The following is a 19,132-nucleotide window of genomic DNA, read 5'->3' as shown; positions in this document are numbered from 1 at the left end:
GCTAGTCAGGAAACCACATGCATAAAGCACGGCTCTAAACGCGTGGTTTAGTGCTGAAACCCATCAATAAAAATTGCAAATTGAACGACGGGACCTGGTACCACGGCCGCACCGAGCCCCTGCTGAATTGCGTGCAATCAGCAGTGCTCAACTGAGGATCAATTCCCCATGACAACCGTACTTACAGGCTGGTATTGCCCCTCAAGGAGGCGACGGCCCATGAACGCAGATTGAATAGAAGGTGCAACTTACTAAAGGCCCCGTCACGTATCGGGGCTCTATGCATTTGTCCATAACGCTCTCTCAGGCATAGGGGGCTTGTCACAGATGCCAGACATCCAGCGATCAGAGTCATTGGCCGGAATAGGCTCGCGAAGATCGCCATAGTCCGGGACTTCCTGAGGGGTGATGGCACGGTTCTGCGTCCATGCGGCTTCGTCAACAAGCCTTTTATCCATGAGCAACTGGGCATCGACTACGAATTGACTAGTATGTATTGGAGAGTGGTTCCACACGTTTGGTGGCGGAGTCAGGAAATCATTAGAACCATAGGTTTGGTTGTGATTGAGTGGTACACCCGCACTGTTGTACTGAAAATGGTACTGGAACGTTTTCTCAACAGAGATTTCAAGTGAACTGAGTTCGACTTGAATGCCCAGCGTGCAGACATCCTGGCCTGTATGGCCGTAAGGTGACAGTTCAGGGCGCGAATGGCCGACCACATTATTGGCAATAACCCCCGGCCGTTGTTGCCGGAAATAGCGATGATCCAGATTGATCGAGAATCTTTTTAAACTATTCATCGCGCCTCCCGCCTTCGACCTCAAACGCTAGCTCTACACTCCATTAAAAATGAGTATTGAAGGGCTACCCGGATGTGTACAGAGACGAAAGCCCAATCAAATTCTGAGACCTTGGTCAATGATTCGGATCAGACCTTGGTCGAATCAGATACTGGCCAAACGTCCAGTGGTGGAATGCCCGGGAGCCAGGGCACCCGTGCGAAATTGCGCCATTTAAGCCGCTCAACCCAGTTCGTGATCTGCGCCACAATAATTCTGGGTTTGACCATGACGTTCGTTGGAAACCTCGTAAGCCAGAGTATCGAAGAAGCAACGGTTCAAACGGCGGCAGAGACGGGGGCGCGTTATATGCAGAACTTCCTCGAACCTTTCGTCCAAGGATTAACCACTGCCAAAGAACTCCCCGATGGCACTATTCAGACCATTGATCACCTGCTGTCCAGCACCTCGTTCAGTACACATGTTGTCTCGGTGAAGATCTGGCTTCCAGACGGCACGATTGTCTACAGCACCGACAAATCCGCGGTTAAAAAACATTTTCCGACAGAGGAGATCTCAAAGGCGCTGACAGGCAAGATCTATACAGAGCTGGACAATGATCTTGAAGATGATACTGCGGATGCTACTGAGGATGCTTTTGAGCGAAGCCTGAATATTCCGCTCTATGAAATTTTTGCTCCACTGCGCGAAGCGGGTACTGGAAAGATTGTTGCGGTGGGTGAGTTCTACGAAACCGCGGAAGCGTTACAGCGCGAAATCAATAACGTTCGCAAGAAAGTATGGGTGATTGTTGGTACAGCAACGATAGCCATGCTTTTATTGTTATTTTTTATCGTTCGGCGTGACGACAAGATAATAAAGCAGCAAGAAACAGCACTTAAATGGCGAATGCATGAGCAAGCCAAGTTGCACTCAAATAATGCCGCCCTTCAGCGCAAAGTCACTACAGCTAATCGCGAATTCTCCAGAATCAATGAACTCACTCTTCGTCGGATCGGGGCAGATCTTCATGATGGTCCTGCTCAGCTGTTGTCTCTTATTCTCCTTCGCCTTGAAGAGCTCGAAGATTCGCAAGGCGCCTCAGATGGGGAAGTCCTCGAAATGATCAGACGTGCCGGCAAGGATGCTTTAAACGAAGTGCGGGAAATATCACTCGGCCTGGCACTTCCGGAAGTCAATGATCTGACCCTGCACGATGCGCTGGTATTGCTTGCCGAGCGGCACGAAGAGCGAACCGAGACGCGAGTCGAACTGGAGCTTGATACTCTTCCAGAGGATGTACCGATAGCGCATAAAATTTGTATTTACCGCTTCGCCCAGGAAGCATTGAACAATGCCTATATTCACGCCGGAGGAAAAGGCCAAAAGCTCAGCGCCTCTCACTGCGAAGGGCTATTGGAAGTGCAAGTCGAGGATGCGGGAGTGGGTATTTCATCCGAAAAACCGAGTGCGCCAGGTCGAGGTAGAACTCATCTGGGCCTTGTCGGCATGCGCTATCGCGTCGAATCCCTCGGCGGAATATTCATCATTGAATCGGCGCCCCATGCCGGTACCAAAGCCAGGGCGCAATTCAAAATCTGATCACCTGTGCCAAAACGATCGTTGCACCCAAGTAACCGCAAGCGCTTATCGCCCGTTACTTGTCTTACCGTTGTCATTCAAGTCGCGGCGTTGAAGAACACCACATAAGCCAGGTATATGGTCACTCTCCCAATGCCGTCTCACAGCTGCGACTGCCTGCGTGCGGTTACGAACCCGTAGCTTGTACATGACATTCGTCATGTAGTGCTTGATGGTCTTCTCGCAGAGCTCAAGCTTGATAGCGACCTCGCGGTTAGTCAGGCCCTTCGATACCTCCCGGATAACTTGTTCTTCGCGATGGGTCAGCTCGACCTTTTGCTTATCACCCGCGTGCTTTCTGAAATTGCCTAACAGCTTGCTGGCAAGCTTGGGTGTAATGAAGGTTTCACCACCGGCAATATTTCTGATGGCTTGTACAAGCTCACGACCGCTTATGCCTTTCAACGCATATCCCTGCGCGCCCGCTTCGAGGGCAGAATAGGCGTCCTCAATGGACTCGGATACCGTCAGCATCAAAATTTTAACTGCCGGCGAAGAAGCTGAGATCGCTCGCACGGCGGCAAAGCTATCGCCCGGCATATTTACATCCATCAGCAAAACATTCGGAGCAAAACGAGCGGCAATTTCCAGGGCATCATCGGCAGAACCGCCCTGCTCGACCACCTGAAAGTCAGCTACTTTCTTCAGCGCCATTGTGACCCCATCCCTTAACAGCGGGTGATCATCAACGATGCCAATCTTGATCGTGGAACTAAGAAGCTCCTCATAAGAGACGACGGAGCTGCATGGTGGTGTCGCGCGTGTCATTTTTCACCCCTCGCGTCATGCCGAATCTGGCAAGCCCCGCCGTCTCCATGATGTTCGGGACGACAGCTCTTGCGGGTACCAGGGGGGGTGCAACTAATGAGCCATTGCTCTAGGGCGAAGAAAAAATTCAAACTAATTAACAAGCTGTTTCTGATTGTTTCAAGCGAGAGAAAGGGTGAGGGGGGAATACTCCTCAAATTAGGTGGTAAACGCCCGGTTGGGTGGGTGTAATGCCCCATTTATGGGGATAGTAGCGGCCCTATTTCACCGACCGCTTTTGGTAGGGTCTGCTTGCCCTGAGGCGACGTGGATTGAACGGGTCGAGAAGGGTCGCTTCTGGCAAACAGCCACTCGGACCAGTCGCGCAATGACAGCGCTCGGCTAGCAGTGGATCCCCCTGGGGGCGTAGACACTGGCTGGAGGTGGCTTCCAGTGGAGCTCACTGGATGAAAAATTGGGCTAAAAGCCCATTTTTTCAATTTGGTTTTGTACGCGCAAACAAAAACGCCGCTCATTGCTGAGCGGCGTTTTCGTTAAATATGGAGCGGGAAACGAGACTCGAACTCGCGACCCCGACCTTGGCAAGGTCGTGCTCTACCAACTGAGCTATTCCCGCAAATGGCGTCCCCTAGGGGACTCGAACCCCTGTTACCGCCGTGAAAGGGCGGTGTCCTAGGCCACTAGACGAAGGGGACACGCTAACTGAAACACATGGTGTGTATTTCAGTGCCCAAATCCGCATCCGAAGATGTCGGTTCTGGTTTCACTCAACGTCGCCCGAAAGCAACGCTGCTTAAAAATGGAGCGGGAAACGAGACTCGAACTCGCGACCCCGACCTTGGCAAGGTCGTGCTCTACCAACTGAGCTATTCCCGCATTGGCGTCCCCTAGGGGACTCGAACCCCTGTTACCGCCGTGAAAGGGCGGTGTCCTAGGCCACTAGACGAAGGGGACACACGTACAACTTCACTCCCTACCGCGTTTCGCTGTGTGCTTTCCGCTGTAAGTGGCGCGCATTCTATGGATGGATTGAGGGGTCGTCAACCCCCAGTTATAAATTTATTTAAATCAATGACTTCGCCCTGCTTTCAGACACGTTTCAGGCTTTTCCGCAGCCAGACCTTTGACGCCTATTTTCCGACATCCATCAAGGCGCTATAGTCCATGCGGTCAAGATGATGGCAATCCGAAACCTATTCGCCACCATTTATCTAAGCCGAACAACGGCCGATACATAGATGGGCCATAGCTGATTCAAGTGATCGAACGGCCTATGCGCCCCAATGCCATGCCACTACTCTCGATCGCGAACCCTATAAGAGGTCTTACCGGTGACACCACTCATGATCACCCTGCTCGTCGTAGCCGGCATCGCACTATTGATCGCCATTGGCTACATGAACCATGTGGTGGAAAACAACAAGCTGGAAAAGGCCCGCACCAAGGTTGAGCTCAACGACCGCCTGCGCCGCTGCGGCGAAATCACCGAGACCTTTCCCGGTCAGTTGATGACACCGGCACTCAAGCTGTTGTTGACCCGCCTGGAACTCAACGTCTGCCTGCGCCTGCTTAACCTGGAAAAAACCAGCGCCAACCTCAAGACACGGATTACCGAACTGGAGGCCCTTGCTGCTCAGGGCGAATCGATCCCGGTCAACAACCCGCCGGCACCGATCCAGACCGAAGCCAAGGCCAAGGATGTACGCTTCCTGCTCGAAGCCTTGCATGGCCAAATCACCCGCGCCGCCCAGGACGGTTTCCTGCCGACCAACGAAGCCAAGCGCTGGATCCGCGAAGTCCGCCATATCCTGGTGCTGCTGCACATCGAATTTTTCAACAACCTCGGCCAGCATTGCTTGCAACAGAACCAACCGGGTCAGGCGCGACTGGCGTTCGAACGCGGTGTGCAGTACCTGCGCAAACAACAAGAGCCACAGGTCTACGCCGAGCAGCTGGAGTACCTGGAGAAACTCCTGGCTCGCGCCAACGCGATGGTGATGGACAACGTCGCTGCGGTTGAGGGTGAGGCAAACCAGTTGAACGTAGGCCTCAAAGACGTCGAAGCCGATGCCGACTGGAAAAAGAAAGTGATTTACGACTGATTAGCGCAAACAGAAAAGCCACCTGGGTAGGTGGCTTTTTTTGGTTCTTCACGAAATCCCGGGAAAGACAGGTCGGCTGTCAGGCCGTCATCGCGAGCCGGCTTGCTCCCACAAGGGGTTGGAGGTATCCGCAGGCCGCTTTCGCTGGCAAGCCAGCTCCTACAAGAGCCGGAAGTGCCCCACCATCCCCTTCAACTCAACACCCAGCTGAGCCAGCTCAATGCTGGACGCCGCGTTACCCTGCATCGCCAGCGATGACTGATCCGCACTCGCGCGGATACTCGTGACGCTGCGATTAATCTCCTCAGCCACCGAACTCTGTTCCTCGGCTGCTGCGGCAATCTGCTGGTTCATCTGCTGAATCAACGACACCGCCGCCGCAATACTCCCCAACGCACTCTCGGTCTGCAACGCATCACTGACCGCCAGCTTCACCAGTTCGCCACTGTTCTGAATCTGCTTTACCGACGACTGAGCAGCCGAGCGCAAGGCGCTGACCAGGCGTTCGATCTCCTCGGTCGATTGCTGGGTACGCTTGGCCAGCGCCCGAACCTCATCGGCCACCACGGCAAAGCCCCTGCCCTGCTCGCCCGCCCGCGCGGCCTCGATCGCCGCGTTAAGCGCCAACAGGTTGGTCTGCTCGGCAACACTTTTGATCACGCCGAGCACCGTACCGATGTTCTGGATCTCTGCACTCAAGCTTTCGATGCTGGAACTGGCCGACGTCGCCGAATCCGCCAGCTGCTCGATGCGCGCCATGCTCTGGCGCACCACTTGCTGACCACTTTCAACCTTGCCATCCGCCGTCTGCGCAGCCTGGGCGGCCTCCTCGGCGTTACGCGCCACGTCGTGCACCGTCGCGGTCATCTGGTTCATCGCCGTGGCGACCTGCTCGGTTTCTTCTTTCTGGCTGCTGACTTCCAGGTTGGTCTGCTCGGTCACTGCCGACAGCGAATGCGCAGAATTCGCCAATTGCTCGATACCGGCCTGCAAGCCACTGACGATACGGCTGAGCCCGGCGCCCATCTGTTGCATCGCCAGCATCAATTGGCCGATCTCGTCACGGCGAGTCACTTCAACCGTCGCACTCAAATCACCCGCCGCGATCTGCTGCGCCACACGGATCACACTGCGCAGCGGCGCCACGATCAACCGGGTAATCACCCACGCTGCCACCAACCCGACCAGCAACGCCAGGGCCGAGGAACCGAGGATCAGCAACGAGTTCTTTTTCAGCTCGGCCTGCATCGACCGGTCTTCGGCAACATAGGCCTGATCCACCCGCTCCACCACTTGCGCGGCGCGCTGGTGCAGTTGTTCGTAGACGGTTTTCTCCTGGGCCAACAGACCGGTGTACTCCGTGAGTTTTTCGCTGAAACTGCCGATGTGGCCAGTGACTTCATTGAGGACCGTCTGATAGCCCTCGTCCTTGACCGTGGTTTTCAGCTGTTCGGCCTGAGTCAGCGCCTGATCCGCCTGCTCGATCTTGCCCTGGCCCGCGCTGTCGTCGCCCTTGCGACTCTGGTCCAGACGCACGCGCGCTTCGTTCATGGCCTGCAACATCAATCGCGAGACCTGGCTGACCTGGCTGGCCTGCTCGAGAAACTGCCCACCATCCTTGCCCTCGGATTGCTTAAAGGTATAGGCGCCGTCATCGGCCAGTCCGGCTTGCAGGACATCAAGGTTATTGGCCACGCTGGACACCGACCAACTGGCCATTTCGAGCGCCAGGTCCTTGGCCTGACTCAGCGAGACGAACTCATCGAACGCCTTGCGATAGGCACCCAGCGACTGCTCGACGTCATTCATCACTGGCACGTTAGCCATCGATGCCGCCTTGAGTCGCGTCGCCAGAGCAATCAGGCCGTCAACGCCCTCGTGCAGGGCATCGGCGGTTTTCGGGTTGCCGTGCAAGGCGTACTCCTGCTCAAGCAGTCGCACCTTGAGCAAACCGCTATTGAGCGATGACATCTGCTTGAGCCCATCAAAGCGCTGACTGATGGTTTGCAGGGACCATACGCCGATGGCGGCGACCAGCGCTGTCAACAGCAGCACCAGGACGAACCCGACACCCATTTTTTTTGCCATACCGAGGTTGGCAAAACGTCCTTGCACGGCCGAAATCATTGCACTTAGTCCCCTGACATAGTCTGTTGATGCAGATTCGCAACGGGCCTGAGCCAACACAAGTCTCTGGCGCCACAATAATGGCAAAAAGCTACGCCAGCGTCGTTTTCAGAACGCTTGAGGTCGATTCAGAGCGGTGGCCTGAAAAAATGCCCGTGCCCGAGGATCACAGGCATACGCCACATTGATGCGCTGCCAGTCCGTGGCCTCACCGCCGGGGCTGAATGCTGTAACAGAAGACAACAGCACCCCGAAGCGTCGGGCCTGTATGCACACCTGAGCAAAGTCGCAACTGCGTGATCGCGCCCAGATGAACAGCCCCCCCACCGGCTTGCCGAAAACCTCCCAGTCGGTGTCTTCGAGCACTTGCAGAGCGGCTTCTCTGTCAGTGTTCAAGCGCTGGCGCTGACGCTGAACCAGTTTGCGATACGCGCCGCTGGCCAACAGACAAGCCAGCACTGCCTCGCAGAACCTTGAGGCGCCCATGCTGCTGGTCATCTTGACCTCGGCCAGTCGCGAAACTATCGCGTCACTGGCCACGACAAAGCCGACGCGCAATGAACTGCTGAGGGTCTTGGAGTAACTGCCGACATAAATCACATTGTCATCGATCCCCATTGCCGCGAGGCGAGTGCCGGGGCCGCTGTGCAAATCGGCATAGACGTCATCTTCAATGACCAGCACGCCATGGGCTTTGGTCAGTTGCAGCACCTGCTGCGCTATCACGGGTGTCAGGCTGCTGCCCGTCGGGTTGTGGTAGAAGCTATTGATGAACAGCGCACGGGGCCGGTACTTCACCAGCAGCGCTTCAAGCGTCTGCGTGTCAGGCCCACACGGGGTGCGCGGCACTTCGATCATCGTCACGCCATTTAGCCTGAGCAGATCGAACAACATCGAATACCCCGGACTTTCCACCACCACACAATCTCCCGGTTTGAGCAACGTGCGCACGATCAGATCGAGCCCGTGAGTAGCCCCGGAAGTGGTCACAATCCGTCGTTTGTCAACTTCGATGTCGAGTTGCAGGAGACGCTTGAGGATTTGCTCGCGCAAGGCAGGTAAACCCAGTGGCGTGCTGTAGTTGAACAACCCGGCCATGTCGGTGCGGCTCACCTGACGGATCGCGTAGGTCAAATCGTCAGTTTCACGCCAGCTTTCGGGTAGGCCGCCACAACCCAGTTTGAGTTCGCCCGAGGCGCCGCCGAGCGTCATTTCAGCCCCTTCGAACCAAGGGCCATCCTGTCGCCCATCAGCGACCAGCACCGCAACAATGAAACCGGCACCCTGACGCGGCGCCAGCACGCCTTGCGCTACCAGACGTTCGCAGGCTTCGACGACGCTGGATTGACTGAGCAAATTGGCCCGTGCAATTTGCCGCGCAGAAGGCAAACGCGTCCCCGGCAGTACCCCGTCCTGGCGGAGCCAGCCGGCCAATGCGTCGACGATTTGCTGCACGACCGGCACCAATGCCTGTCGATCGATTCTCAATTCCATGAGCAAGCACACTCCTGTCCGTTTTGCGGGAAACAGTTAATCACAGGAGCGCTGGATCGGATGTGCGACAACGCCGCTAAATCCCTCGAATCTAACCCTTTGAAACACATTGCCCAGCCCCGTCACGGAACTGTAAAAAAGCCCGCAGAAATGCGGGCTTTTTCCTACGTTGCAGCACCTGATTTCAAAACGCCGTAACGCCACCATCCACCGCCAGCGAATGGCCAGTGGTGAACGCTGCGCCGTCGCTGCACAGGTACAGCACGGCGCTGGCAATTTCCTCGACCTTGCCGATGCGACCCACCGGGTGCATGGCGTTGGCAAACTCGCCCTTCTTCGGATCCGCTTCATAGGCACGGCGGAACATGTCGGTGTCGATCACTGCCGGGCATACCGCATTCACGCGAATTTTCTTCTTGGCGTATTCGATCGCTGCCGACTTGGTCAGCCCGATCACCGCATGTTTGGACGCGGCATAAATACTCATCTTTGGTGCGGCCCCCAGGCCGGCTACCGAAGCGGTGTTGACGATCGCACCGCCGCCCTGGGCCAACAACAAGGGCAATTGATACTTCATGCACAGCCAGACGCCTTTGACGTTGACACCCATGATCGCGTCGAACTCATCCAGCGTGCCTTCGGCGAGTTTGCCTTTCTCGATCTCGATGCCAGCGTTGTTGAAGGCATAATCCAGACGGCCGTAGGTATTCACCACTTCGTCCATCAGATTTTTTACATCGCTTTCCAGCGTGACGTTGCAACGCACGAAGGTCGCTTCGCCACCCGCCGTACGAATCAACGAGACGGTGCCTTCGCCGCCGGCGGTGTCCAGATCGGCGACCACCACCTTCAACCCTTCGGCAGCGAATGCCTGGGCGGTCGCGCGGCCAATACCGTTGGCAGCGCCAGTCACTACGGCGACCTGACCGGAAAACGTCATGCTCATTGTTATGTCCTCGAAGAGAAGAATACGGGGGGATTGACTGGTTTCAGTCTAGGCATGGAGGGCTTCGGCACGGCAGCACTATCAGAAGGCCGGTTGGGCGGCCATGAGTGGCAGTGATAGAACCCTGGCGCCGATTATCACTGCACTGGATCGCGGTGCATTCGCCGCATCAGCCAAACTTGCGGCATTGACCATGAAGGGCTATCAACAAGGCTTCATTCATCTTGAGTGCCTGTCATGACTACCCAGACCAATCGCCAGTTCCTGCTCGCCAAACGTCCGGTGGGCGCGGCGACCCGCGAGACCTTTACCTATCAAGAAGTACCGGTCGGCAAGCCGGCTGCGGGTCAGATTCTGGTCAAAAACGAATACCTGTCCCTGGACCCGGCCATGCGCGGCTGGATGAACGAGGGCAAGTCCTACATTCCGCCGGTCGGTCTGGGTGAAGTGATGCGCGCATTGGGCGTAGGCAAAGTCGTCGCCTCGAATAATCCAGGATTTGCCGTCGGGGACTACGTCAACGGTGCCCTCGGCGTGCAGGATTACTTCCTTGGCGAACCACGAGGTTTCTACAAGGTTGATCCGGCATTGGCGCCATTGCCGCGCTACTTGTCCGCCCTTGGCATGACCGGGATGACCGCCTACTTCGCTCTGCTCGATGTCGGTGCGCCGAAAGCCGGGGACACCGTGGTGCTGTCGGGGGCTGCCGGCGCGGTGGGCAGCATTGCCGGGCAGATCGCCAAAATCAAAGGTTGCCGCGTGGTCGGGATTGCCGGCGGCGCAGACAAGTGTCAATTCCTGATCGACGAATTGGGTTTTGACGGCGCTATCGACTACAAAAACGAAGACGTCATCGCCGGTCTTAAACGCGAATGCCCGAAAGGGGTCGACGTGTATTTCGATAACGTCGGCGGTGACATCCTCGATGCAGTGCTGAGCCGACTGAACATGAAGGCGCGCGTGGTGATTTGCGGCGCAATCAGCCAGTACAACAACAAGGAAGCGGTCAAGGGCCCGGCCAATTACCTGTCGCTACTGGTCAACCGCGCGCGGATGGAGGGTTTTGTCGTGATGGACTACGCAGCCCAATTCGCTGCCGCCGGGCAGGAAATGGCCGGTTGGATGGCCAAGGGGCAGCTCAAAAGCAAGGAAGACATTGTCGAAGGACTGGAGACGTTCCCGGAGACGCTGATGAAATTGTTCAGCGGCGAGAATTTCGGGAAGTTGGTGTTGAAGGTTTAAACAGTCCTTTCAGACGCCGCAAAACAACTGTAGGAGTGACGGTGCGACGATTCGACCTGCTCGCGATGAGGGAGTATCAGTCGACATCATTATTGACTGATACACCGCTATCGCGAGCAGGCTCACTCCTACATTTTGATCTTCGGTGTTTGGTTAAGCGAGTTCGGCGACTACGGCGGCAAGTGCCTTGGCCGGATCCGCCGCCTGGCTGATCGGACGACCAATCACCAGGTAATCTGAACCGGCGTCCAGTGCCTGGCGCGGGGTCAGGATGCGGCGTTGATCGTCTTGCGCACTGCCTGCCGGACGAATGCCAGGGGTCACCAGTTGCAGCGACGGGTGCGCCGACTTCAAGGCCTGGGCCTCTAGCGCCGAACACACCAGACCGTCCATCCCGGCTTTTTCCGCCAGCGCGGCCAGGCGCAGCACCTGCTCTTGCGGCTCGATGTCCAGACCGATACCCGCCAGATCTTCACGCTCCATGCTGGTCAGCACGGTCACACCGATCAGCAGCGGTTTAGGCCCGGTACGCTGGTCCAGCACTTCACGGCAGGCCGCCATCATGCGCAGGCCGCCGGAGCAATGGACGTTGACCATCCACACGCCCATTTCCGCTGCAGCTTTGACGGCCATGGCGGTGGTGTTCGGGATGTCGTGGAATTTCAGGTCCAGGAACACTTCGAAGCCCTTGTCACGCAAGGTGCCGACGATTTCCGAAGCGCAGCTGGTGAACAGTTCCTTGCCGACTTTTACCCGGCACAGTTTTGGGTCCAACTGATCGGCCAGCTTCAGTGCGGCGTCACGGGTGGGGAAATCCAGGGCGACGATGATAGGAGTCTGGCAGACGGACATGTGCGGGCTCTCAGGCAGGACGAAATCGGCGCGCATTGTAGCGGAACCAGCGGCGCTGCGGGACCCGATGATCGGTAATTCGTCATCGGCGCTCAAGCAAGACTAGTCTTTTGGAACCGCAACAAACACTTTAAGGCCGATGATCGTCCACCCGCGCCTGACTCTTGCTCCAGTCAGTCAGCAAGCTGTAAGCCACGGCCAACAATGTCGGGCCGATAAACAACCCGATAAAGCCAAACGCAATCAACCCGCCAAACACCCCCAGCAGCACAATCACCAACGGCAGATTCCCGCCCCGACTGATCAGGTACGGCTTCAGCACGTTGTCGACGCCGCTGATGATGAACGTGCCCCAGATTCCCAGAAATATCGCCATTCCGTACTCACCCTTCCAGGCCAACCAGGCTGTGGCCGGGATCCACACCAGCGGCGGCCCCATCGGAATCAGACTGAGCAAGAAGGTCACGATGCCCAGCACCAATGCACCAGGCACCCCGGCAATCAGGAAACCGATCAACGCCAGCACCGCTTGCGCCGCTGCAGTACCGATTACACCGTTCACCACCCGCTGCACCGTGCCCGCCACCAAATCGATGTAATACTCGGCGCGCTGACCGATCAGGCGCTCCAGTAACCCATGAACAAACACCGCCAACCGTGGGCCGTCGCGATAGAAAAAGAACACAAACACGATGCTCAGTGTCAGTTCGAGAATACCGCCGCCAATCTGCGCACTGCGCGCCAGCAGCCAGTTACCGACCTGTCCCAGATAAGGTTTGAGCGACACCATCATTGCGGCGCCTTGCTGATCGATGCTGTTCCAGATCACCACCAGCCGTGCGCCAACCAAAGGAATGCTGTCCAGCCAGGCCGGCGCTTCAGGCAGGCCATCGACCTGTACATCCTTGATAAAAACCGTTGCGTCACGCACATGGTCAGCAAGGTTGAAACCCAGCCAAACCAGCGGCACCGCCACCAGCACCATCCAGCCGAGGGTCAGCAATGCGGCCGCCAGGGATTCACGGCCATTGAGCCAACGGGTCAACAAGCGCATCAACGGCCAACTGGCAAACGCCAGCACCGCGCCCCAGAACAGCGCAGACCAGAAGGGCGCCATCACCCAGAAGCTCGCGCCAAACAGCACCAGGAGCAGAATCTGCACCAACAGGCGATCGTTATTGGGCATGTAAAGTCTCAAAAAAGTCAGTCAAAAAAATGGGTAGACGAACGCGCAATCCGCGTTCGCCTGTACAGCTTATCGCAACAGCTCGATGTGCAGGCCAGAGCCTTCAACGTTGCCGGCTTCCATTCTCGCAGCACGTACGCCCTGGCTGATCAGTGCCTCGCGCCAGGCTTCAGCCTTGGCGCCGGAAACACTGACTCGCAAGGTGGTGTCCAGGTTCAGCCCACGAGAAATCAGACGCAGCCACTTTTCGTCGGGATCAGCAACCAGTTTGGGAAAATCGAGTACACCAGTGCTTTTGAGCTGGCGCAGCAAGGTGGCGGAAGTCGGCAACAGGTCGCCCAACGGCGCCGTCGCATCGAATTGCTCGACGTGCAGATAGGCTTTGCGATTACCGCGAGTGATGCTGTAAAGCGCCACCAGCGAATTGTCCTGCGGCGCCGCCAGTCGCAGCAGCAAATACGCCTGCTGATCGTCAGCACCGTAGAGCTTGGCATTGCCGAAGACTCCGTTGGCCCACAGGCTGCTTTCGCCGCAATCGCGGGCCTGGCACCAGAACAGCAACTCGGCGCCCTGCTTTTGCAAGGCTTCACGCGCGGCCGTAAAGGCTTCGGTGGAGGAGTGTTCCGGTGGCAACTCGTAGGTGACCGACGTGGTTTGCCCACGAGCCGTGATCTGACCATCAAAGCGCAATTGGCCGCTGATCTTGCGGATGGACCCCAGCGGGTAGATCCGTTCAAGTTCGACGGCCGGACGATAATCGACGATCTGCGCATCTTCCATACGCGGCAGGATCGGCAGGTCCTGACTGCCGGGGACATCGGCGGCAAACGATAAAGGACTGAAACAACACAGCGCCAGCAGACTGAGTGAACGCATGGATAGGCTCATCGGATCAGCATGGCCTGGGCACCCTTGACGACGCTGGCATCGTCAATACGTTCCGGCACCAGCAAACCGCGCTGCACCGCAGAGCGCGCTGCCATGGTTGCCATCCAGCGCTGCAAGGCAGTCAAACCGTCGACCTCGACCCCGGACCACTCATGTCCACGCACCCACGGATACGTGGCGATGTCGGCAATGCTGTACTCGCTGGCCAGAAATTCTTCGGTTTGCAGACGGGTATCGAGCACTTCATAGAGGCGTCGGGTTTCATGTTGATAGCGATCGATGGCGCCCTGGAGTTTTTCCGGGAAGTAGCGGAAAAACACGTTGGCCTGCCCTTGCATCGGACCGATGCCTCCCATCTGGAACATCAGCCATTGCAATACCATCGAGCGCCCTTTCGGGTCCAGGGGCATCAGCTTGCCGGTCATTTCAGCGAGGTAAATCAGGATAGCGCCGGATTCAAACACGGCGAAATCGCCATTGGCGCGGTCGACAATCGCCGGAATCCGCCCATTGGGATTGATCTTGAGGAAGTCCTCGGACTTCTGTTCCTTTTTGTCGAAACTCAGGGTATGCACCGTGTAGGGCAGGCCGAGTTCCTCGAGCACGATAGAGACCTTGTGGCCATTCGGGGTCGCAGCGGTGTAGAGATCTATCATGGTTGTCTCCCATTTCAACCCGCCCAGCCTCGACAGTTGCCCGGCGCAAGTCAAGGAACGGCGAAGAACCGATTGAAACAGTCTGCGACAAGGTCGGCGCCGGGTTCGTCATTCAGGTGCAAATGATGACCGCCAGGCAGTTGTTCTCGGCTAAAGGGTAGACGCTCCAGCAACTCGGGATGTTTGGCGAGCATGCCGTCCGCCGCGACCACCAGTTTGGCAGGACAACTGACCCGCTGGACGAACGCCATGGCCTGTTCGGTGGTCAGGCGCAACGGCGAAGGCAGCGTCAGCCGGCTGTCGGTACGCCAGGTGTACCCCCCCGGCACCGGCATCAAGCCCCGCTGGGCCAGCAGCTCGGCCGCTTCGCGACTGACGGCCACCAACCCTTTCATGCGCGCTTCAATGGCGCGATTGAGGGTGTTGTAGACCGGTTTTTGTTTCTCCCGCAAATCCAGTTGCGCTTGCAGGGCCATGCCCATGCGCTCGGCAGCATTTTCGCCTTTGTCTGTAGGAGGAATGATGCCGTCGATCAGGGCCAGGTGGGTGACGCGCTCCGGCATCGACCCGGCAATGATCAGAGAAGCGATCGCCCCCATGGAGTGCCCCATCAGCGCAAATTTCTTCAGACCAAGCTGTTCGGCAACTTGCAGCACGTCATGGGCGTAATCCCACATCGCGTATCCGGCGCCGGGGGGGCGATGCCCGGAATGACCGTGACCGGCCATGTCCAGGGCGATGATGCGCAGGCCATCGAGCTTGGGCGCCAGCCGGGCAAAGCTGTTGGCATTGTCCAGCCAGCCATGCAGCGCAATCACCGGCAGGCCGTCTTCAGGACCGAACAAATGCGCCGCCAACTCGATGTGCGGCAGGCACAGGCGAACTTCTTCGACGGCATTGCTCATGCGCAATCCTGTTGGCTGCGACCGTCCCAACGGCTGAACAGATTTTTCAGCAGCGTGGCCGTGTCATGTGGACGTTCAAGAGGAAACATGTGGCCACCGGGCACGGTCAGGGATTCACCCAGCGGCATGCGCCCGACGGAGCTTGCATGATGACGCATCACCACGCGGCTCTTGTGCCCGCGCACCACCGCCAGCGGCACTTTCAGCTGACGCGTGCGACCGGGGCTGGTGTGGGGCACGCCACGGTAGATGCTGATTTCCGTAGCGGGATTGAAACGCAAGCGCAGTTTGTCCCCGACCCTTTGCAAACCATGTTGCAGGTAGGCATCAAAGCATTCCGGATCAAAACTGCGGAACAGGGTTTTGCCCGAGAAATAGCGGCGGGCGCTTTCGATGTCAGCGAACTCTTCCCGGCGCCCCAGGGTGCGACCGGCCGGGGTCAAACGGTCGATAAAACCGAAACGCTTGGCGGCGCGGATGACCCATCGATCGGTCAGGGTCAGGACCGGAGAATCGAGCATCACCACGCCGCGATACAACTCAGGACAACGCAGTGCCGCGTGCAAGTGCAGCAAGCCGCCAAAGGAATGGCCGACGCCCCACACCGGTTCCGCTTGTTGCTTGAGGTGATGGATCAGCTCATCCACCAGGTTGTACCAATTGTCGTCCGCCGGAAAACGCGGGTCATGAGCGTGCTGCTCCAGATGCGTCACCTGATATTCGGGCGCCAGCGCCGCGAACAATTTGCCGTAGGTCCCTGAAGGAAAACCATTGGCGTGAGCGAAAAATATCTGTTGCGACATACCGGCAAATCCATGAGCGAGAACAGGCGTTGATTGTCCGTAAGACGACGGCTGACAGCAATGACTGTAAGTGACAGGAATGATGACAGTCCGGTCAAGGCAATGTCCGAAACGGTGATGCAGAGCCCTGTAGCAGCTGTCGAGCAGCGCGAGGCTGCGTCCGGCTCGGTCCGCGCTCGGGCGAAGCAGTCGTGAAATCTACCAACGCGGTGTTTCAGGTTGACCGCGAACGCAGCCTCGCGCTGCTCGACAGCTGCTACACGAGCCGGATGCAGGTTTGGACAGCCGGGTTTACCGGGCTGGCGGGTTCTCGCCCAACGGCACAACCGCCATGGTCAACCGCGACACACAACTGGCCTTGCCTTCATCGCTGGTCAAACGGATATCCCAGACGTGCGTCGTGCGACCGATGTGGATCGGCGTGGCCACTGCGGACACTCGCCCACTGCGCAGGCCGCGCAAATGGTTGGCGTTGATTTCCAGACCCACGCAATAAAACTTGCGGGTGTCGATGCACAGGTAGCTGGCCATTGAACCGACCGTCTCGGCCAGCACCACCGAGGCACCGCCATGCAGCAGGCCGTAAGGCTGGTGAGTGCGGTGATCAACGACCATGCTTGCGGTCAGGGACCCTTCGTCGAATGCTTCGAAGCGAATATCCAGCACTTCGCCGATGGTGTTTTTCTGGATTGCGTTCAACTGCTCGATGTTGGGAGTGGTACGCCACAGACTCATCGCTGCTTTCCTTTGTAGGTGTTGTTCGTCGCTCAATCCTGCCACAGCACCGCCTCGCTGCGCTCGCTCCATTCTTCGAAGCGGGCTCCGTAAGCCGCTTCGATCACGTTGCGCTTGATTTTCAGGGTCGGCGTCAGGAAACCGTTTTCCACGGCCCAGCTGTCCTTGACCACCACCAGACGCCGCAAACGCTCATGTTTGTCGAGGACGCCATTGACCTCATCCAGCAGTTTTTCGAGGCTTGAATGCAGCCCCGCCCTCGCCGTTCCGCTGGCGTCTTGTTGCCCGACCGCCGACAACACACACAGCCCCAGCGGCGCACTCAAGCCATCACCGACCACACACACTTGCTCGATTCGCGAATGCACCGCCAGTCGATTTTCGATCGGTGCCGGCGCCACGTATTTGCCCTTGCTGGTCTTGAAGATTTCCTTCAACCGTCCGGTCAGGCGCAGGTTGCCTTCCGCGTCTTGCTCGCCCTTGTCGCCGGTGCGCAAGAAACCGTCTTCAGTGATGGTTTCAGCGGTTTTCTGCGGTTCCTTGAAATAGCCGAGCATGGTCGCGCCACTGCGCACCATGACCTCGCCCGACTCGGCGATCCGCACTTCAACCTCCGGGCAAGGCTTGCCGATCCAGCCGGGTTTGTTTTCGCCGGGTCGGCAAATGTGGGAGTAGCCGCAGCTCTCGGTCATGCCGTAAACCTCAAGCACATCCAGCCCCAGTTTGCGGTACCACAGCAGCAAGGTTTGTGGCACGGGCGCCGCGCCGGACAAGGCGACGCGCAACGCGTCCAGCCCCAGTCCGGCGAGGACTTTATGCCCGACCCGCTTGCCAACGAAGGGCAAGCCAAGCAGAAAATCGAGGCGTTTTGCCGGGATCTTGCTGTACACGCCCATCTGGAATTTGCTCCAGATCCGTGGCACCCCGAACAAGGCGGTGGGCCGCGCACGCTGCAAGTCAGTCAGGAAGGTGTCGAGGCTCTCGGCAAAGAACACGGTTTGCCCGGTGTAAATCGAGGCCAGCTCGACGAACATCCGCTCAGCCACGTGGCACAGCGGCAAATAGGACAGCAGCCGGTCCGACTCGTTGAGGCCAAACAACTGCGTACCGCGCGTACTGGCGAACCCCAGATTACCGAAACTGTGCATCACGCCTTTGGGCAGGCCAGTGGTGCCAGAGGTATAAATGATGGTCGCCAACTGATCGGCGGCGGGTTTGGGGTCATCCTGGATGGGCGAGTTGCGCTGCAAATCGGACCAACTGAAATCGAAGCGGCCCGGTGGATGCAGCGGCAGACTGATCGTCGGCAAGTCAGGGCTGACACCATGGGACATGCTCGGCCAGTCATCGAGTTTGCCGATAAACGCCAGCGCCGCTTCAGAGTGGTCGAGCACCTGAGCCACCGACTCAGCGGTCAGGTTGGGGTACAACGGTACAGAGACATGCCCGGCCATCCAGATCGCCAGGTCGGCGATGATCCAGTGGGCACAGTTCTTCGAAACAAGAGCGATATGGCTGCCTTGTGGCAGATCGCGCGCCCTCAGCCAATGCGCGGCGCAGCGCGCCTGATGACCGACGTCGGCCCAGGACAGGGTCTCGACCTGCCCGCCGCCCGTGGGCTGGACCAGAAAACGCTGACGTGGATGACGGGCCTCGCGTTCGTAGAAGACATCCAGCGGCAAACGAAAAGCAGCAGACATGCGACTCGCTCCTGAATTTTTATTCTGGAGCAAGCGTAGTCAACCAAGCGGTTGCTTGGTTGACTATTTCACACAAAATTCAGCGCCCTGTAGGAGCCGGCGGTGCGGCGATCCGACTTGCCCGCGATGATGTCACCTCGGTGTTCCAGAAATACCGAGGTGCCTGCATCGCGGGCAAGCCCTAATGCCAGTCAGTTAAGCCATAACGCGATCCGTAGCAGCTGGCGAAGCCTGCGTCCGGCTGCGCAGCAGTCGTAAAACCTGAGTTTTCGGTCTTCCTGAAACACCGCATCGTCTGATTTCAC

General features: G+C 57.8%; 17 protein-coding genes, 4 tRNA genes and 1 pseudogene. 4 read left to right on the top strand and 18 right to left on the bottom strand.

Going from position 1 to position 19,132, the window contains the following annotated elements; all coding sequences use genetic code 11:
* Positions 1–278: 278 nt before the first annotated feature.
* Entirely contained in the window at positions 279–803 is a 525-nt protein-coding gene (locus tag KGB06_RS14515; protein ID WP_223516838.1) for a hypothetical protein, read from the bottom strand.
* 72 nt (positions 804–875) lie between these two features.
* Between KGB06_RS14515 and KGB06_RS14510 the strand changes: the two genes are divergently transcribed.
* Positions 876–2,384 (top strand): sensor histidine kinase, encoded by a 1,509-nt coding sequence (locus KGB06_RS14510; protein ID WP_223516836.1) that lies wholly within the window; start codon positions 876–878, stop codon positions 2,382–2,384.
* Between the two features lie 45 nt (positions 2,385–2,429).
* Here KGB06_RS14510 and KGB06_RS14505 read toward each other — a convergent pair whose 3' ends face one another.
* The 5 genes from KGB06_RS14505 to KGB06_RS14485 form a co-directional block, all read right to left on the bottom strand.
* Positions 2,430–3,191, bottom strand: a complete 762-nt coding sequence (locus KGB06_RS14505) for a response regulator (protein ID WP_223516834.1) — start codon at positions 3,189–3,191, stop codon at positions 2,430–2,432.
* Between the two features lie 540 nt (positions 3,192–3,731).
* Positions 3,732–3,807 (bottom strand) — tRNA-Gly (locus tag KGB06_RS14500).
* A 3-nt stretch (positions 3,808–3,810) separates the two neighbouring features.
* Positions 3,811–3,886 (bottom strand) — tRNA-Glu (locus KGB06_RS14495).
* A 105-nt stretch (positions 3,887–3,991) separates the two neighbouring features.
* Positions 3,992–4,067, bottom strand: a tRNA-Gly gene (locus tag KGB06_RS14490).
* A 2-nt stretch (positions 4,068–4,069) separates the two neighbouring features.
* Positions 4,070–4,145 (bottom strand) — tRNA-Glu (locus tag KGB06_RS14485).
* A gap of 377 nt (positions 4,146–4,522) precedes the next feature.
* Here KGB06_RS14485 and KGB06_RS14480 point away from each other — a divergent pair.
* The gene (locus KGB06_RS14480) at positions 4,523–5,293 is read left to right on the top strand and encodes a hypothetical protein (protein ID WP_411741850.1); all 771 of its coding nucleotides are present in this window, start codon (positions 4,523–4,525) and stop codon (positions 5,291–5,293) included.
* Between the two features lie 159 nt (positions 5,294–5,452).
* Here KGB06_RS14480 and KGB06_RS30105 read toward each other — a convergent pair whose 3' ends face one another.
* The 4 genes and pseudogenes from KGB06_RS30105 to KGB06_RS14465 all read right to left on the bottom strand — a co-directional run bounded on the left by KGB06_RS30105 (position 5,453) and on the right by KGB06_RS14465 (position 9,860).
* Complete coding sequence (locus tag KGB06_RS30105) at positions 5,453–6,319, bottom strand: methyl-accepting chemotaxis protein (RefSeq protein ID WP_411741851.1); 867 nt, start codon at positions 6,317–6,319, stop codon at positions 5,453–5,455.
* Positions 6,317–6,541 (bottom strand): annotated as a pseudogene (locus KGB06_RS30100) (HAMP domain-containing protein); the annotation flags it as partial. The gene KGB06_RS30105 and the pseudogene KGB06_RS30100, both read right to left, overlap by 3 nt.
* A gap of 987 nt (positions 6,542–7,528) precedes the next feature.
* The gene (locus tag KGB06_RS14470; RefSeq protein WP_223516828.1) at positions 7,529–8,914 is read right to left on the bottom strand and encodes a PLP-dependent aminotransferase family protein; all 1,386 of its coding nucleotides are present in this window, start codon (positions 8,912–8,914) and stop codon (positions 7,529–7,531) included.
* 184 nt (positions 8,915–9,098) lie between these two features.
* On the bottom strand, positions 9,099–9,860 hold the full coding sequence (locus tag KGB06_RS14465; RefSeq protein WP_223516827.1) for an SDR family oxidoreductase: 762 nt from the start codon (positions 9,858–9,860) through the stop codon (positions 9,099–9,101).
* Between the two features lie 103 nt (positions 9,861–9,963).
* On the opposite strand from KGB06_RS14465, the gene KGB06_RS14460 reads away from it, so the two are divergent.
* A complete protein-coding gene (locus KGB06_RS14460; RefSeq protein ID WP_223516825.1) occupies positions 9,964–10,101 on the top strand; it encodes a hypothetical protein in 138 nt (45 codons plus the stop codon).
* A complete protein-coding gene (locus tag KGB06_RS14455; RefSeq protein WP_223516823.1) occupies positions 10,098–11,102 on the top strand; it encodes an NADP-dependent oxidoreductase in 1,005 nt (334 codons plus the stop codon). Before KGB06_RS14460 ends, KGB06_RS14455 begins: the two co-directional genes overlap by 4 nt.
* 153 nt (positions 11,103–11,255) lie before the next feature.
* On the opposite strand, the gene pyrF is transcribed toward KGB06_RS14455, so the two are convergent.
* The 8 genes from pyrF to KGB06_RS14415 all read right to left on the bottom strand — a co-directional run bounded on the left by pyrF (position 11,256) and on the right by KGB06_RS14415 (position 18,827).
* The gene (pyrF, locus tag KGB06_RS14450) at positions 11,256–11,954 is read right to left on the bottom strand and encodes an orotidine-5'-phosphate decarboxylase (protein ID WP_027924005.1); all 699 of its coding nucleotides are present in this window, start codon (positions 11,952–11,954) and stop codon (positions 11,256–11,258) included.
* Between the two features lie 130 nt (positions 11,955–12,084).
* Entirely contained in the window at positions 12,085–13,140 is a 1,056-nt protein-coding gene (locus KGB06_RS14445) for an AI-2E family transporter (RefSeq protein ID WP_223516821.1), read from the bottom strand.
* A 69-nt stretch (positions 13,141–13,209) separates the two neighbouring features.
* The gene (locus tag KGB06_RS14440; protein WP_223516819.1) at positions 13,210–14,016 is read right to left on the bottom strand and encodes a DUF4892 domain-containing protein; all 807 of its coding nucleotides are present in this window, start codon (positions 14,014–14,016) and stop codon (positions 13,210–13,212) included.
* A gap of 8 nt (positions 14,017–14,024) precedes the next feature.
* Complete coding sequence (locus tag KGB06_RS14435) at positions 14,025–14,684, bottom strand: glutathione S-transferase family protein (RefSeq protein WP_223516817.1); 660 nt, start codon at positions 14,682–14,684, stop codon at positions 14,025–14,027.
* Between the two features lie 50 nt (positions 14,685–14,734).
* On the bottom strand, positions 14,735–15,589 hold the full coding sequence (locus KGB06_RS14430; RefSeq protein ID WP_223516816.1) for an alpha/beta hydrolase: 855 nt from the start codon (positions 15,587–15,589) through the stop codon (positions 14,735–14,737).
* Positions 15,586–16,392 (bottom strand): alpha/beta fold hydrolase, encoded by an 807-nt coding sequence (locus KGB06_RS14425; protein WP_223516814.1) that lies wholly within the window; start codon positions 16,390–16,392, stop codon positions 15,586–15,588. The genes KGB06_RS14430 and KGB06_RS14425 overlap by 4 nt, the downstream gene beginning before the upstream one ends.
* A gap of 291 nt (positions 16,393–16,683) precedes the next feature.
* Complete coding sequence (locus KGB06_RS14420; RefSeq protein WP_223516812.1) at positions 16,684–17,127, bottom strand: hotdog fold thioesterase; 444 nt, start codon at positions 17,125–17,127, stop codon at positions 16,684–16,686.
* Positions 17,128–17,159: 32 nt separating this feature from the next.
* Complete coding sequence (locus KGB06_RS14415) at positions 17,160–18,827, bottom strand: AMP-binding protein (RefSeq protein ID WP_223516810.1); 1,668 nt, start codon at positions 18,825–18,827, stop codon at positions 17,160–17,162.
* Positions 18,828–19,132: the final 305 nt, after the last annotated feature.

This window comes from Pseudomonas sp. GL-B-19, assembly GCF_019956415.1.
GTDB lineage: Bacteria > Pseudomonadota > Gammaproteobacteria > Pseudomonadales > Pseudomonadaceae > Aquipseudomonas.
This window is presented reverse-complemented; position numbering and strand designations above follow the sequence as displayed.